A 14,970-nucleotide genomic window follows, 5' to 3' on the forward strand; every position below is an offset into this window, starting at 1 on the left:
ACCGCCGCTGACTAAGATTGCAGCCATGACTTCGAACGTGACGGCGGTCAGCTACGGCCCCAAACTGTCCCCTGCCGAGCTAGAGCAACTGCGTGATGTGCTGGTTGGCTCCGGGGCTTCGCTGACCTCCGAGGAACGCTCGGGAGACAGCCGTTTCGAGGTGTACACCGTGGGCCTGGAGCTTGCGGGTGCGACGGCTGGCGACATCGCAGCCCTCCGCAAGCAGGTGGCTGCCGCGGCGGGGCTGGGACTTGACACCGCGATTGTTCCAAATGCACTCCGCAGCGCATCCCGCAAATTCCTCATTATGGATGTGGACTCAACTCTGATTCAGCAGGAAGTCATCGAACTGCTGGCTGCCTATGCGGGCAAGCGCGAGGAAGTGACCGCAGTGACTGAGGCTGCCATGCGCGGTGAACTTGACTTTGCCCAGAGCCTCCACGCCCGGGTCAAGGTTCTCGCAGGTCTTCCGGAGTCCGTCGTGGACGCTGTTCGGAGGGAAGTCCGTCTTAGCCTGGGCGCAGCGGAACTCGTAGCCGCCTTCAAGTCCGCAGGGCACGCTGTAGCCGTAGTTTCCGGGGGCTTCAACCAGATCCTGGAACCTATCGCCGCCGAACTCGGATTGGACTACTGGATTGCCAACGAGCTGGAGATCGTGGACGGCGCCCTGACAGGGCGCGTCATCGGCGACGTGATCGACCGTGCTGCCAAGGAGAAATACCTGCGGGAATGGGCGGCCGCTGAGGGGATCAGCCTGGAACACAGCATTGCAGTGGGCGACGGCGCCAATGACTTGGACATGCTCGGCGCAGCGGGCATTGGCATAGCCTTCAACGCCAAACCGGCAGTGCGTGCCGTTGCGGACGCAGCCATCAACATGCCTTACCTGGACGCCGTACGCCACATCGCCGGCGTCTGAGCGCCAAGCCGCTTCTAGGTTCCGGGCTTCGAGGTTCCGGGCTTCGAGGTGGGCCTCCCGCAACAAGCCACGCCACAGCCCCAAGGACGCTGCCGAAGACTAAAATCACCGCCCATGCGGTTCGCGAGAACGTCCTGACGTCGCGAGCGTCCGTGGCGGTGAAGTCCAACAGGGCGTAGGCCCATACACCGAGCGCCGCGACAAGGATGATCCAAGGAAGAGACGACGCAAAGGTCCCGTTCATGGTGTCGGTATGCGCACGTTCCGGCGTTTTCGAGCCAAGGAAAAGTCCCGCCCCGGAAGTGAGCAATCCACAGCCGGGACGGGACTTCATCCGTATGATTCCTTGGATTACGCGCCTTTGCCGAAGTAGTCGGCGCCGCCGACGTACTCCGTGTGGCCGTTCTCGACGTCGGCAGTCACCATGGCGGCCACCTCGGCACCGAATTCCTCGACGGAGTACAGCTTGCCGGCCTCAGCGCGGCGTGCCTCGATGGCGCCCGGGTTGGAGCGGTCAAGGAGCGTCGCGGTGACGGTCCCCTCGATCATGTCGCCCGAAACTACAACAAAGGTGATTCCCTTCTCCGACAGTTCGGGAAGCAGTTCACGGAGGGCGTCCTCGCCGGCACGCTTGCTGCGGGCCACCGGCTCGTACTCCGGCATGGTAGGCACCGAGTTGATGAAGTGCGCCTGGTGGCTGGTCACGAAGACCACCCGTGAACCGTCCTTCATGTGCGGGATCGCGGCTTTGAGCATGTTGACCTGCGCGTCGCGGTTCAACTTGAGTGCGTAGTCCTCCTCCACTCCGGTCTCCATGCCGCCGGAGGCGTTGAGCACCAATACGTCAAGTGAGCCGAAGTTCTCTACCGCTGCGTTGGTGAGTGCCTGAACCCCTTCCGTGCTGGTCAGGTCGGCTCCGACTGCCAACGCGCGGCCGCCGGCTTCCTCAATCGCAGCTACCACTTTGTTGGCGCGTGGTGCCTTCTGGCGGTAGTTCACCACAACAGCGGCACCTTCGCCGGCCAGGATCTTGGCTACTTCTGCGCCAATTCCCCGGGACGATCCAGTGACAATGGCGGTCTTGTTGTCCAGCAGTCCCATCCGGGCTCCTTTGTTCAATTCATCCAAATAATGCGGGTCCGTGTTCCATCTTGCCAAGCGCGGAGGTAGGTCCCGGTTGTTAGGTCCGTACAAAGATCGTAGGCCGGCGTGGTATCCGGCCTCCGATATAAATGGAGTTTCGTTAGTGGCCCATGCCGAGGCCGCCATCAACGGGGATGATTGCGCCGGAAATGTAGGCGGCTTCGTCGCTGGCAATCCAGCGCACTACGTTGGCAACCTCGGAAGCATCGGCGAAGCGGCCGGCAGGAACTTTTGCGAGGTAGTCCTTTTGGGTTTCCTCGGGAAGTTCGGCGGTCATGTCCGTGTTGATGAACCCGGGCGCCACAACATTGGCCGTGATGCCTCGGCTGCCCAGTTCCCGAGTGAGGGACCGCGCCATCCCGACGAGTCCGGCCTTGGATGCGGAGTAGTTGATCTGGCCGGGGGCGCCGTACAGGCCGGAGACCGAAGAGATAAGCACCACGCGCCCCTTCTTCAGGCGGATCATGCCCTTGGACGCACGCTTGATGACCCGGAAAGCGCCTGTGAGGTTGGTGTCCAGCACCGACGTGAAGTCTTCCTCGCTCATCCGCAGCAACAGTGTGTCACGAGTGATACCCGCGTTTGCCACCAGGACTTCAACCGGACCGTGCGCAGCTTCCACTTCCTTGAAGGCGGCGTCCAACGATGCTTCGTCCGTCACGTCGGCCTTTACGCCCAGCACACCCTCTGGCAGCACACTCTCGCTGCGGTAGGTCACAGCCACTTTGTCGCCGTTGGCGAGGAACGCCTCGGCGATAGCCAGGCCAATGCCTCGGTTGCCGCCTGTGATCAGGACGCTGCGAGCGGTAGATACTGCTTCAGACATAGTTGCTCCGTATTTTTCTGTGGCAGACGCGTTCTTTGGCACAACTGCTTCAAAGAACGCTAATCGGATGGGTACTGCCAACGATCTTATCCGCCGGAAACGCCATCCACCGGGTACAACCATCGGCACGGCCTTATAGACGGCGGCGACCGGTCGATCCGCCAGAATGCCAGTGGTGACGGGATCAAGCCGTTTAGGCTGCCTCCGGCAATGGTGAGAGAATTGAGTGAAGCCATTGGAGCGTGATCTTTCAGCCGTGACCCAACAAACTCCGCCGCAGCCCGGCCAGGACCCGGAGCACTTTTCCGGCGATACCGTAGTGCACAGCATCACTGACGCAGCGGCCCCGCATTCCGAAGACATGCGGGAGCGCATGATCAAGTACGCGCTGGCAATGGGTATCCGCATGGTGTGCATCATCTTGATCTTTGTTGTGGATGGCTGGCTGAAGATCCTGGCCATTGCCGGCGCAGTCTTCCTTCCGTGGATTGCGGTGGTCATTGCCAACGGCAGTGATAAGGCCGAAGTCCACAGTGACGCCCTTTTGGACTACGTATCGGCCGCGGAACTGGAGGCATCGCAAGAAGCGGGCCAGCCAGACGAACGCACCGCTGATGAGGAGGATTCGGACGGCGAATTGATCCAGGGCGAACTCATCGAAGACAAGCAAGAAGGCAACGAACAGGACGGCGACGAGCGGGCAGCATCATGAACATTTTCAACCTTGGCGGCATGGAGGCGGGAAGCGGCGACGATGCCGCGGGTACACCGAACGCCGAGGCCCAATGCTCACGGAAGGCCTGCCGCTCCGCGGCTACATGGCAACTGCTGTGGAACAACCCGCGGATCCACACACCGGACCGGCGCAAAGTCTGGTTGGCGTGCGACGAGCACCGTGAATGGCTGGAAGACTACCTGCAGACCCGGGGTCTTTGGAAAGCGACAATGCCTTTCGTTGACGGAAGCTCGATTGAAGCTGCTTCGGACTCGGCTCATGGCGGGGCAAGCTGAATGTACCGCTTCCTGTTTTCCAGCAAGTGGCTGGGCTACTTCCTGCTGGCCGTCATATTCGCTACAGCCTGTGTCTTCCTAGGCCGTTGGCAGATGGATCGCCGGGCCGAGACGCTGGCTGAAATCAACCGAATCAACAGCAATTACTCGGCGGCTCCCGTCCCCTTTGACGACATTCGCCAGCAGTTCATCAAACTTGACGCTGAGCGCGAATGGACGCAGGTGACGCTCCGCGGAACGTATGACACGGCCAATCAGCGCGTTGTCCGTAACAGACCCCTCAACGGCCAACCCGGCTACGAAGTTGTGGTCCCGTTGAAACTGGCGAACGGCGACACAGTGGTGATCGACCGCGGCTGGCTTCCAATCGGCAACCAGACTCCCGGGCGCCCCGACTCGGTTCCCGCGCCGCCCGAGGGCACAGTCACAGTGGTGGCCCGCCTAAAGCCCGCGGAACCCACATTGGACCGGGGAGCACTCGAGGGCCAGCTAGCCTCCATTGACCTGCCGGCCTACTCCAAGGAGCTTGGTTACCCCCTCATGACCGGGGCCTACGGGCAGTTGGCCTCGGAAACGCCTTCGGTCCAGACCATGCCGCAAGCCTTCCCCAAGCCCTCAACGGAAGAGGGCACCCACCTGTCCTACTCATTGCAGTGGTTCGCCTTCGGTGTGCTGATGTTCGTGGCATTCGGTTACGCAGCACGCCAACAAGCGCGGAACGCCGCGATGGATGCCGAGGACGAGACTGCCGAGGACGGAGTGCTGGAAGCGGCCGGTGCCGTTAACCGCCGTCGTACTCCACCGACTCGAAAGCGTCGCAAGCCCTCGGCGGAAGAAGAGGAAGACGCAATCCTCGACGCACAGGGCTACTAAGCGGACAGAACGACGCTTCCCCGCGGCCTAGGCCTGCGCTAGGCCAGGGTAATCGCTAGGCCAGGGTAATGAGGTCCAAGTAGTCCTCGCTCCAGAGGTCCTCAACGCCGTCCGGCAGCAGGACCACACGCTCGGGGTTGAGTGCTTCCACGGCACCTTCGTCGTGGCTGACCAGCACGACGGCGCCAGTGTAGTTGCGCAGGGCACCGAGGATCTCTGCGCGGCTGGCGGGATCGAGGTTGTTGGTCGGCTCGTCCAGCAAAAGCACGTTCGCGCTTGAGGCAACGATGGTGGCGAGGGCCAGTCGCGTCTTCTCACCGCCGGACAGCACACCTGCAGGCTTGTCGACATCGTCCCCGGAGAAGAGGAATGAGCCCAGGATGCCCCGCACCTCTGAATCCTTCATGTCCGGCGCAGCGGAACGCATGTTCTCCAGCACCGTGCGATCATGGTCCAGCGTCTCATGCTCCTGTGCGTAGTAGCCGACCTTCAGGCCATGCCCGGGAACGATCTCCCCCGTGTCCGGCCGGTCGACTCCGGCAAGCATACGCAGCAGAGTGGTCTTTCCAGCGCCGTTAAGGCCCAGGATGACCACCTTGGACCCACGGTCGATGGCCAAGTCAACGTCCGTAAAGATCTCCAGTGAACCGTAGGACTTGCTGAGGCCCTCGGCCGTCAGCGGAGTCTTGCCGCACGGCGCAGGCTCCGGGAAACGCAGCGCCGCCACGCGATCTTGTTCCCGTACTGCTTCAAGTCCGCCGAGGAGCCGTTCCGCACGCTTGGCCATGTTCTGCGCGGCGACGGCCTTTGTGGCCTTTGCGCGCATCTTATTGGCCTGGTCCATAAGCACCTGGGCCTTCTTTTCGGCGTTGGCACGCTCGCGGCGGCGGGCCCGCTCATCCGTTTCCCGCTGCAACAAATAGCGCTTCCAACCCATGTTGTAGAAATCGATCTGCGAACGGTTGGCGTCCAAGTGGTACACCTTATTAACCGTCGCCTCCAGCAGTTCCACATCGTGGGAGATCACGATGAGCCCGCCCTGGTGATTCTTGAGGAAGTCCCGGAGCCAGGAAATCGAGTCCGCATCGAGGTGGTTGGTGGGTTCGTCCAGGAGGAGCGTCTCTGCATCGGAATAAAGGATTCGCGCCAGTTCAACACGCCGCCGCTGCCCACCGGACAGGGTCTTGAGGGGTTGGTTGAGGATGCGGTCCGGAAGCGCAAGGTTCGCGGAGATCGCCGCGGCTGCCGACTCTGCGGCATATCCGCCGCCGGCCAGGAACTCTGCTTCGAGCCGGTCGTAGCGGCGCATCGCTTTCTGATGGATAGCGGGGTCGTCGCTGGCCATGTCTGTCTGGGCTTTTTTCAGCTTGCCCACAATCACATCCAGCCCACGAGCTGAGAGGATCCGGTCCCTGGCCAACTGTTCCATGTCCGGAGTGCGCGGATCCTGGGGAAGATAGCCGATGTCGCCGCTGCGCGTCACCTTGCCGGCAGCCGGAAGGCCTTCGCCGGCCAGCACTCGCGTCAACGTGGTCTTTCCGGCACCGTTGCGGCCCACCAGCCCGATTTTGTCCCCTTTGTCCACCCGGAAATTGACCTGGTCCATGAGCAGACGGGCGCCTGCGCGCAGTTCGAGGTCCTGGACAGTTATCACTTCGGAGGGTGCCTTTCGAGGGATGGCCAGCGGCACCGGAACAACCGGGCTGACACGGGCGGAAGACCGTTAGACGGCCTGTCCAAGTCTACCGGCTAGGCCTTCCCACACCGGAAATCCGGTAGCGGACGCCAAAGCTGTATGTCTCCTACAAAGAACAGGGGCTGCCGATATTCACTGTCCATAAAATAGGCCGCGACAAGCGGCAGTAACGTCATTTCGGGGACTTCCGTCCCCACCACGCCACCAAACAGGACACGTCATGAGCAATACAGAGACATCCACTTCCCCGAGAACTCCGGCACGCAGGCGTTGGAACGCCACCGATCTCGGCTTGATCGCAGTCTTCGCCGCCTTGGTTGCCGGTTCAGCCCTTGTGGCCGCTATCCCCGTCGGCGGGCTTGGCGTGCCGATCACGCTGCAGACGCTCGCCGTAATGCTGACTGGCTTGGTCCTTGGCCCCGGCCGGGCCTTTGCAGCCGTGGGACTCTATGTGCTCCTAGGCCTGGCTGGGCTGCCCATCTTCAGCGGTGGACGTAGCGGACTTGGCATCCTGGCCACGCCTTCCGCCGGCTACATCCTCGCCTTCCCGCTCGCAGCCGCTGCCGCTGGTTGGCTGGCTGCCATCGTTGTTCGCCGCACCGTCCGCTGGCGCGTGGCTCTCTTGTTCTGCGCGGCCATGGCCAGCAGTGTCGTCCTGGTTCACACTTTGGGCGTGCTCGGGATGATGGTTAACGGCAAGCTGACCATCGGTGCTGCTTTTGTGGCAGACCTCCCCTATTATCCTGGTGACATTCTGAAGAATGTCCTGGCAGCCATTGTGGCCGCTACCCTCCACCGCGCCTTTCCAGACCTGCTGGTCCGACGTCAGCGCTAGGCCAGCATGCAAGCTGTCACCAACACGGTCAGCCTCCGTGGGGCCTCTGTAGCGGTCCCCGTCGACCACGGCCACGAATACAAGACCCTCCTGGCGGACATCAGCCTGGAACTGACGGAACAGCGCATCGCAGTAATTGGCGCAAATGGTTCAGGGAAGTCAACTCTCTTGCGACTGTTGAACGGGCTTGTGGCGCCGACTTCCGGTACGGTCACCGTGAACGGTTACGACACTGCCCGGGATGGCGGGAAAGTGCGTTCGCAGGTGGGGTTCGTTTTCACGGATCCGCTCTCACAGCTGGTGATGCCCACGGGACGGGAAGACGTTGAGCTCTCCCTGCGGCGTTCGATCCGAAGCGGAGCCGAGCGCAGGGCTGCCGCAGAGCGGACCCTCGAGCGATTTGGGCTCCTGCCCCTCGCCGACCAGAGCATCTACGAGTTGTCCGGAGGCGAGCGGCAGCTGATGGCCTTGGCCGCCGTGTTGTCCGTTAATCCACGGATCCTGGTCCTCGATGAACCCTCCACCCTGCTGGACCTCCGGAACCGGGAACTGCTGCGCCGTACGCTGGCCGGACTGGAGCAGCAGGTTGTTCTTTCTACACACGACCTGGAACTCGCCCTTGATGCCGAGCGGGTCCTGGTAGTGGATGCCGGTCGGATTGTGTTCGACGGCGACCCGGCTGAGGGCGTGGAACGGTACCGCTCGCTGTGCGAGGCTTCCCTGCCGTGAGGGGCCATGGCTTTTTGCTGGCCAACTATGTGCCCGGCAGCTCACTTATCCACCGGACTCCGCTCTGGCTAAAGTTTGTGGTCCTGGCGGTCTGCGGGGTGGCTTCCTTTGTTGTAGTGGACTGGGTGGTCCCGGCGATCGCGCTCGGCGTGTTTTGCCTGTTGTTCCTGTGTACGGGCGCCGGTGTCCGCAGGCTAGCTTCCGCCGTTTGGCCCGTAATTCCGGTGCTGGCGGCCATCGGCGCCTTTCAATGGTGGCAACTTGGCGGCCCCGTCGCTGCCCGGATCGTTTTCAACGTGCTCGTCTGCGTCGTGGCAGCTTCAGTCCTGACCGCATCTACTCCGGTTCAGGTTCTCCTGGATGGGGTTGCGTCGCTCGCCCGGCCGTTCCGACGTTTCGGAGCAGACCCGGAGCGATTCGCACTGACGATTGCCGTTATGCTCCGCAGCATCCCTTTTATTGCCGGGGCCTTCGCCGACGTCCGTGATTCTGCACGTGCGAGGGGCCTGGAACACAACCCAAGGGCGCGTGTTCTACCGGTCTTTATCACCACTGTGGCGTATGCCCGGCAAACGGGTGAAGCACTCGCCGCCAGGGGGCTCGGCGAGCCGGACGGTGACTAGCGACACTGTTGGACCAAGAGGCCCTTCCCTGGGAACTAGGCGTCCAGCGATGCGTATCGAAACAGCATAGAAGTTCCCATTCCGCCCGCAATGCTGATCATTGCCATCGCCAGCTGCCCGATGTCCTCAGACCGCATCCCACCTGGCGAGGATGCCATATTAAGGGCGCTGTCGCCGTCGTTCTCCAAGGATCGCTGGCGGGCCTGTGCCAGCAGGCGGGTGACAAGTACCGCCCCTGAAGCGCCATAGGCGTGGCCCAGGGCCAGGGCGCCGCCATCCCGGTTCACCCGCTCAGGGCGCAGGTCTAGGGCATCCAGGCAAGCGAGCGTCTGGGACGCGAATGCCTCGTTGAACTCAACCAGGTCCAAGGCTCCTGGCTCCAGTCCATGGCGGTCAAGGAGGCGCCGCGACGCTTCAGCGGCCCCGATCCCCAGCAGGGTCGGATCCACTCCCGTCGTCTCGGTTCCTAGAACCACCAGTCCCTCGGCAGCACCCAAGCTGCGGGCACGCCCAAGCGAAGTGATGACGACGGCGGCAGCCGCGTCGGCGTCGAAGCAAGAGTTTCCGGCGGTGACGGAGCCATCCGGCACGAACGCGGGAGGAAAGCGCGCCATCAAGGAGGCGTTCAGCGACGGCCGGGGACCGTCGTCGGACTTCACTGGTCCGCCTGGCGTCTGAAGAGGCACGATTTCATCTGAGAAGCGGCCGGCGGCCGCGGCTTCCAAAGCACGTTGATGGCTGAGCAGGGCAAATTCGTCCTGCCGCCGCCTCGATACTCGGTATTCCGCAGCCACGGTGTCGGCGGCGACTCCCATGTCCGGGTCGTCGAATGCCGGTGGTACAAAGCGGGCGCGGTCATAGAACAGCGGCTCGCCTGACTCGTCCCGGTGGGCCCGAAGGGGCGCGGTGCTGATGCTCTCTACACCGCCTGCAAGGTAGATGCCATCCCCGCCGGCCGCCACGAGCCGGGATGCCAAGGCAATCGCGTCCAACCCGGAACCGCATTGTCGATCCACCGTGATGCCAGGAACGCTGACCGGAAGCCCGGCCTCAAGGGCCGCGAAGCGGGCCACGTTCCCGCCTCCGCCCACGGCGTTGCCGATGACTACATCATTGACGTCGCCGTGCCTGACCCCTGTGGAGTCGAGCAGGCCCCGCAGTACTGGGGCCAGCAGGTGCTCGGCTCGCAGGGTGCGCAGCTTGCCGTTGGCCCGGCACACCGGTGTGCGGAGCGCTGCGATGATTACTGGAGTGGTGGATTCATTCATAACGGCGGCATCCACTTCACGACAACGGTTTTGCCCGGGGGTCGCGCCCGTCGATCCAGTCCAGAAGCACCCGGCGACTGACCTTTCCCCGGTCCGTGACGGGCATCTCTGCCAGCTGGAAGTACTGCAAGGGTCGTTTGTCCCTGGCCAGCAATCCATCGAGCCCTGTACGCAACTGGGTGGCAGACACCGCACCACAAACCGGCAGGACACCGGCCACAACACGCTGGCCCCGGATGTCATCAGGCAGGCCCGCAGCAACGGCCGCCGAAACCCCGGGAACCGACGCGAGGGCAAGCTCCACTTCATGGGGATAGACGTTCTTGCCCGCCGTAATGATCATGTCAGCCCGACGCCCCAGGATATGGAGGATGCCATCCTGGACATAGCCCTGGTCGCCGACTGTGTACCAGCCGGCCAGGTCACGCATCGCCTGGCCGTCATCACCCCAAAGATAGCCGTTGCTGATCATCCCGCTGCGTACAGAAATGTTTCCGTGTTCGCCGTCCGCCAGTCGCCGGCCCTCATCGTCCAGGATTCGCAGTTCCACGCCGGGGAAAGGCGCACCAATCCCGGTGCCTCCTGCGTCCATCGGTTCGCCTGCAGCCAGCCTTGTCCCGGAAACGAAACTTAGCTCGGAGGCTCCGTAATATTCGTAGATCGCGGCATTCGGGGCCCAGCGCCGGGCGGCTTCCAAAGTGCGTGCATCAAGCTTGGAGCCGGCGCACACTATGCTCGTCAGGCCTGACGCATCCACTCCCCCGGCCAGACCGCGTTCGCTAAGAAGGCGCAGCATCGTGGGCACAAGGACAAGCCGGGTGATCCCGTCGTGGGCTATCGCTGCGTGCGCGTCGCCGACGTCGAACGCCGGCAGGGTGTGGAACGCTGAGCCCGCGTACAGACATTCGGAGAGGGCGTAGAGGTTGAGGCTTGCGGCCAACGGGCCGGGCGCCAAAGTGCGGTCCCCCTCCTGGAGTTCAAAAAAGTCTATGGACGCCTCAAATGAGACTTGCCAGGAACGACGCGTTCGGGTGAAGGCCTTGGGAACGGATGTCGTCCCGGAAGTCAGGCCAATAAGGAAGTCCGATTCCGGGTTCCCGTCGGCCAGGCCCTGCCGTGGCGGGTCCGCTTCCCCAAGCTGTGGGCTAACCGGAAGCGCGGCTCGCGGAGGGCTGTAGTCAATCCGCCGCTGGACGTCGTCGATCATGGTTTGCGGCCACGTCGGGTCCAGAACGGCACAGCGCCGATCGCCGGCGACTGCCGCACAAAAGGCGATAGCGAAATCCGTACTGTTGTGGTTAGTCAGGATGGTGGTGGTTCCGGCCTGCGCCAGCCGCTCCGTTGCGGCATCGCGAAGTCCGGCCCAGCTGATCCGGTCCCCGCCCACAACGACGGCAACGTCGTCGGGGCGATCGTCGGCCCAGCGGTTAAGTCTGTCAAGGAAGGGCACCGCTCGATTTTACCGGCCAGCGCGTCCGGCAGAGGAGTCCGTGACGTCTATTGTGGGCAGTATGAGCTTTAACGATGATGCACCGCTCGACCCATCGCAGGTGGAAGACCGCCGCGGAGGCGGCATGGGACGAGGAACGATGATCGGCGGAGGCATCGGCGGGGGAATCATTGTGCTGTTGCTGACCCTGTTCGGATTCGGCCCGCAGATCCTCGGCGGGCTCACCGGGCCGGCCCCTCAGGCCACAGCGCCGGCAAGCGGCGGGACCCAGGAGTGCCGGACGGGAGCCGACGCCGACAAGCGGCTCGACTGCCGCATCACCGGAACGGTGAACAGCCTGAACGCCTTCTGGCCTGCGTACCTCAAGGATTACGGCGTCAATTACCCCCGGCCAAGAACAGTTCTCTTCAGCCAGGCAGCGAATACTGGCTGCGGACCGGCCACTACCCAGGTTGGCCCGTTCTACTGCCCTGCGGACAGCACGGCGTACTTCGACCCCGGCTTCTTCCAGGCCCTTGTGGATCGGTTTGGATCATCCGGCGGGCCATTGGCGCAGGAGTATGTGGTGGCCCACGAGTTCGGCCACCATGTTCAGCATCTCTTGGGCTATTTGGACCGCGCCCAGCAGGATCCACAGGGACCACAATCAGGGTCGGTCCGGACGGAACTCCAGGCCGATTGTTACGCGGGACTCTGGGTTAAATATGCGTCCAGCCAAAAAGATCCCCAGACGGGGAAAGCGCTTCTGGATCCGATCACGCAAAAGGACCTTACGGATGCTTTGTCCGCCGCTTCCGCGGTTGGTGACGACCGTATCCAGAAAGCGGCCACCGGCCGCGTTAGTCCGGAATCCTGGACGCACGGTTCCAGCGCCCAGAGGCAGAAATGGTTCTACCAGGGCTACTCCACGGGCGACATCAATCAGTGCGACACGTTCGGGGTGCCGCAGCCCTAAGCGCTGGAACATCTCCGCACTGGGGGCCTAGTGACCGTTGGGCGACCTCAGATGTTCCTGCCGCCCAACCGCGTAGGCTTCGTGGAGCCAAGCCACTAACTCGTCGTTAACCTCACTCGGGCTCACAATCCGGACTGTGTAGAGATGTGTATACGGCGACAGCGTTTCGACACGCCGGAACCTTGGCGATTCGATTCTTCGAGTCAGCCAGAATTCCACGTCCAGCCATTGCTGCATTGGCCGCGCCCCGGCAAAACGCACACGGACCATAAACGCAACCTTGTCACGGTAGGGAACCAGCGTCACGGGACCGAAGGATTCCACCGCAGTTCGAACCCGTTGGAACAAATTACTGACTGCCGCCGGTTTGCCGGAAAATGGCCCATCGAGCGAATGCCTTGCGCACGAGTGGTACATGTTGCGGGTGACGAACTGCCGCCCACAGTCAGGACAGGTCCACAGGTCCCGTTCAATTCGTCTGCCAGGGACCGGAACTTGTCCCCCTAGTACCTGATGGACGATGGCTTTGATCCTGCGCATGCGCGTTGAGGTTGATCGGGAGTCTTCGAGGTACCGGATCAATTCGCGCCTTTCGGCTGAGGGCAAGGCCAGCCAACGCTCCCCCGAGCCAGCAATGCTGCCAAGGGCTGCCGTGAGGTCCCCCGGCTCCTGTACCTCCCCCGCATTCAGTGGCTGAAGGTCGATGCCCACAGTGTCACCGATCTCCACCGCGGCTGCGCTCCGCAGCCCGCCGGGCAGGTGCATGATGTGCCCGCCGTTCTTGACAGGCATGAGTGTCGCGTTGAAGCCATGCTCTCCCAGTTGGCCAGCTACGCGTATGCGGCCAGCCACTGCAAAGCCCCGGAACGCCTCGCTGACTGCCGTCGGAACATCAACATACGGATTCTGTCCCTGCCGACGGACCTCGGCGCTGAAGCGGACCATGCGTTAATTGTCACGCCTTTCACCACGCCGGCGTGGTGGGAGTTTCGCGTCGCTGCCGGTTAAACGTCGCTGCCGGTTAAACATCGACGGCGGGCCCGCCGGATTAGCTCCGGTGGACCCGCCGTCGTGGCTGGTTTGCGATCAGCTCGCCCGGGTACGCAGCTTCAGATGTTGAAGCCGAGGGCCCTCATCTGGTCACGACCGTCTTCGGTGATCCGCTCTGGACCCCATGGCGGCATCCATACCCAGTTCAGACGCCAATCGTCAACCATGCCGTCCAGGGCTTTGCCAACCTGCTCTTCGAGGACATCCGTTAGCGGGCATGCCGCCGTGGTGAGCGTCATGTCGATGAGCAGCGCGCCGTCGTCGTCGGAGTACTTCAGACCGTAAAGCAGGCCGAGGTCTACGACGTTGACCCCAAGTTCGGGGTCGATGACGTCCTTAAGCGCTTCCTCGACGTCCTCGAGGCTTGTGCGGGCCGCATTGATTTCGGTCATAAGGGGATCCTAACTAGGCGTGGCTTGCCGGAGCAACGGCCTGGCCTGCGCCTACCACGTAGCGGTCGTAGCCTTCTTCTTCGAGGCGGTCAGCCAGTTCAGGACCGCCTTCTTCCACGATCTTGCCGTCGACAAAGACGTGCACAAAGTCGGGCTTGATGTAGCGCAGGATACGTGTGTAGTGGGTGATGAGCATGGTGCCCATGTTGCCCGTAGCGTGCGCACGGTTGACGCCCTCCGAAACAACCTTGAGGGCGTCGACATCCAGGCCGGAGTCGGTCTCGTCCAGCACGGCGAACTTCGGCTTGAAGAGCTCAAGCTGGAGGATTTCGACGCGCTTCTTCTCGCCGCCGGAGAAGCCTTCGTTGACGTTGCGCTGGGCAAAGTCGGCGTCGATGCGCAACTGGTCCATGGCAGCCTTGACTTCCTTGGTCCAGGTGCGCAGGGCAGGGGCTTCGCCGTCGATGGCGGTCTTGGCGGTGCGCAGGAAGTTGGTCATGGTCACACCGGGGACCTCAACCGGGTACTGCATCGCAAGGAAGACGCCTGCGCGGGCTCGCTCATCCACGCTCATCTCCAGCACGTTTTCGCCGTCGAGGGTGATGGAACCGCTGGTGACGGTGTAGCGCGGGTGGCCGGCGATTGTGGAAGCCAGAGTGGACTTGCCAGAGCCGTTAGGACCCATGATTGCGTGGGTTTCCCCGGTGCGAATGGTCAGGCTGACGCCCTTCAGGATCTCCTTGGTGCCCTGCTCCGTCTCGATGCTGACGTGCAGGTCCTTGATCTCAAGAGTTGACATGCTCTTCTTTCTCTTTTTCGTTCGTAAGTCTCTAATGCGGGCGCTCAGGAGTTTTGGACCGCTGCGCCGTTCACAACATTGGTGACATCCACGTACACGTCCTCGCCGTCAAGTTCGACAGCGAAGACAGGCACGGGATCATAGGCGGGAAGCTGGAGCGGTTGCCCGCTGCGAAGGTCGAACTGGGAACCGTGGCCCCAGCATTCGATGGTGCAGCCTTCAATCTCCCCTTCGGACAGGGAGATGTCCGCGTGCGAGCAGGTGTCACCGATGGCATGAATTTCTCCCATCGAGTCCTTTACGACAGCCACGGGGTAGTCATCGATAAGGATCCGCAGCGCCTGCTTGACCTGAATGTCGTTGGCGTTGCACACCAGTTCGCCCTTGGGCTTGCTCATATG

The 14,970-nt window shown here is 62.6% G+C and carries 18 protein-coding genes; 8 read left to right on the forward strand and 10 right to left on the reverse strand.

Features of this window, described 5'->3' with window-relative positions; translation table 11 throughout:
- Window positions 1-25 precede the first annotated feature (25 nt).
- Window positions 26-919, forward strand: a complete 894-nt coding sequence (serB, locus tag LD110_RS01550; RefSeq protein ID WP_225495864.1) for a phosphoserine phosphatase SerB — start codon at window positions 26-28, stop codon at window positions 917-919.
- Here serB and LD110_RS24005 read toward each other — a convergent pair.
- From LD110_RS24005 to LD110_RS01565, 3 genes are all read right to left on the reverse strand, one after another.
- Window positions 873-1,253 carry a PLDc N-terminal domain-containing protein gene (locus tag LD110_RS24005; protein ID WP_374200292.1) on the reverse strand — a complete coding sequence of 127 codons (381 nt, stop codon included), beginning with the start codon at window positions 1,251-1,253 and terminating at the stop codon, window positions 873-875. The two genes, serB and LD110_RS24005, sit on opposite strands and share 47 nt — an antisense overlap.
- 17 nt (window positions 1,254-1,270) lie before the next feature.
- The gene (locus LD110_RS01560; RefSeq protein WP_225495865.1) at window positions 1,271-2,020 is read right to left on the reverse strand and encodes an SDR family oxidoreductase; all 750 of its coding nucleotides are present in this window, start codon (window positions 2,018-2,020) and stop codon (window positions 1,271-1,273) included.
- A 142-nt stretch (window positions 2,021-2,162) separates the two neighbouring features.
- Window positions 2,163-2,888, reverse strand: a complete 726-nt coding sequence (locus LD110_RS01565; RefSeq protein WP_225495866.1) for a beta-ketoacyl-ACP reductase — start codon at window positions 2,886-2,888, stop codon at window positions 2,163-2,165.
- Between the two features lie 235 nt (window positions 2,889-3,123).
- Between LD110_RS01565 and LD110_RS01570 the strand changes: the two genes are divergently transcribed.
- Genes LD110_RS01570 through LD110_RS01580 form a run of 3 tightly spaced genes read left to right on the forward strand, consistent with a single transcriptional unit; the run spans window position 3,124 to window position 4,772 of the window.
- Window positions 3,124-3,600 carry a DUF3099 domain-containing protein gene (locus tag LD110_RS01570; RefSeq protein ID WP_225496409.1) on the forward strand — a complete coding sequence of 159 codons (477 nt, stop codon included), beginning with the start codon at window positions 3,124-3,126 and terminating at the stop codon, window positions 3,598-3,600.
- Complete coding sequence (locus LD110_RS01575; RefSeq protein ID WP_225495867.1) at window positions 3,597-3,899, forward strand: hypothetical protein; 303 nt, start codon at window positions 3,597-3,599, stop codon at window positions 3,897-3,899. The genes LD110_RS01570 and LD110_RS01575 overlap by 4 nt, the downstream gene beginning before the upstream one ends.
- The gene (locus LD110_RS01580) at window positions 3,900-4,772 is read left to right on the forward strand and encodes an SURF1 family protein (protein ID WP_225495868.1); all 873 of its coding nucleotides are present in this window, start codon (window positions 3,900-3,902) and stop codon (window positions 4,770-4,772) included.
- A 55-nt stretch (window positions 4,773-4,827) separates the two neighbouring features.
- Here the strand turns inward: LD110_RS01580 and LD110_RS01585 are convergent, their stop codons facing one another.
- Window positions 4,828-6,426, reverse strand: a complete 1,599-nt coding sequence (locus LD110_RS01585) for an ABC-F family ATP-binding cassette domain-containing protein (RefSeq protein ID WP_225495870.1) — start codon at window positions 6,424-6,426, stop codon at window positions 4,828-4,830.
- A 262-nt stretch (window positions 6,427-6,688) separates the two neighbouring features.
- Here LD110_RS01585 and LD110_RS01590 point away from each other — a divergent pair, with 262 nt between their 5' ends.
- Genes LD110_RS01590 through LD110_RS01600 form a run of 3 tightly spaced genes read left to right on the forward strand, consistent with a single transcriptional unit; the run spans window position 6,689 to window position 8,655 of the window.
- Window positions 6,689-7,303, forward strand: coding sequence for a biotin transporter BioY (locus tag LD110_RS01590; protein ID WP_225495872.1), 615 nt, complete (start codon window positions 6,689-6,691; stop codon window positions 7,301-7,303).
- A gap of 6 nt (window positions 7,304-7,309) precedes the next feature.
- On the forward strand, window positions 7,310-8,032 hold the full coding sequence (locus LD110_RS01595; protein ID WP_225495874.1) for an energy-coupling factor ABC transporter ATP-binding protein: 723 nt from the start codon (window positions 7,310-7,312) through the stop codon (window positions 8,030-8,032).
- On the forward strand, window positions 8,029-8,655 hold the full coding sequence (locus LD110_RS01600) for an energy-coupling factor transporter transmembrane protein EcfT (RefSeq protein WP_225495876.1): 627 nt from the start codon (window positions 8,029-8,031) through the stop codon (window positions 8,653-8,655). Before LD110_RS01595 ends, LD110_RS01600 begins: the two co-directional genes overlap by 4 nt.
- A 35-nt stretch (window positions 8,656-8,690) precedes the next feature.
- Here LD110_RS01600 and LD110_RS01605 read toward each other — a convergent pair whose 3' ends face one another.
- On the reverse strand, window positions 8,691-9,923 hold the full coding sequence (locus tag LD110_RS01605) for a thiolase family protein (RefSeq protein ID WP_225495878.1): 1,233 nt from the start codon (window positions 9,921-9,923) through the stop codon (window positions 8,691-8,693).
- A 16-nt stretch (window positions 9,924-9,939) separates the two neighbouring features.
- Window positions 9,940-11,373, reverse strand: a complete 1,434-nt coding sequence (locus LD110_RS01610; RefSeq protein WP_225495880.1) for a class I adenylate-forming enzyme family protein — start codon at window positions 11,371-11,373, stop codon at window positions 9,940-9,942.
- A 61-nt stretch (window positions 11,374-11,434) separates the two neighbouring features.
- Between LD110_RS01610 and LD110_RS01615 the strand changes: the two genes are divergently transcribed.
- Window positions 11,435-12,328, forward strand: coding sequence for a neutral zinc metallopeptidase (locus LD110_RS01615; protein ID WP_225495882.1), 894 nt, complete (start codon window positions 11,435-11,437; stop codon window positions 12,326-12,328).
- A 27-nt stretch (window positions 12,329-12,355) separates the two neighbouring features.
- Here LD110_RS01615 and LD110_RS01620 read toward each other — a convergent pair whose 3' ends face one another.
- The 4 genes from LD110_RS01620 to LD110_RS01635 all read right to left on the reverse strand — a co-directional run bounded on the left by LD110_RS01620 (window position 12,356) and on the right by LD110_RS01635 (window position 14,967).
- Entirely contained in the window at window positions 12,356-13,273 is a 918-nt protein-coding gene (locus tag LD110_RS01620) for a DUF1905 domain-containing protein (protein ID WP_225495884.1), read from the reverse strand.
- 164 nt (window positions 13,274-13,437) lie between these two features.
- The gene (locus LD110_RS01625; RefSeq protein WP_225495886.1) at window positions 13,438-13,770 is read right to left on the reverse strand and encodes a metal-sulfur cluster assembly factor; all 333 of its coding nucleotides are present in this window, start codon (window positions 13,768-13,770) and stop codon (window positions 13,438-13,440) included.
- A gap of 13 nt (window positions 13,771-13,783) precedes the next feature.
- A complete protein-coding gene (sufC, locus tag LD110_RS01630; protein ID WP_225495888.1) occupies window positions 13,784-14,569 on the reverse strand; it encodes a Fe-S cluster assembly ATPase SufC in 786 nt (261 codons plus the stop codon).
- A 44-nt stretch (window positions 14,570-14,613) separates the two neighbouring features.
- Window positions 14,614-14,967, reverse strand: coding sequence for a non-heme iron oxygenase ferredoxin subunit (locus LD110_RS01635; RefSeq protein ID WP_225495890.1), 354 nt, complete (start codon window positions 14,965-14,967; stop codon window positions 14,614-14,616).
- Between the last annotated feature and the right edge of the window lie 3 nt (window positions 14,968-14,970).

The sequence above is a fragment of the Arthrobacter sp. M4 genome (assembly GCF_020251205.1).
Lineage (GTDB): Bacteria > Actinomycetota > Actinomycetes > Actinomycetales > Micrococcaceae > Arthrobacter.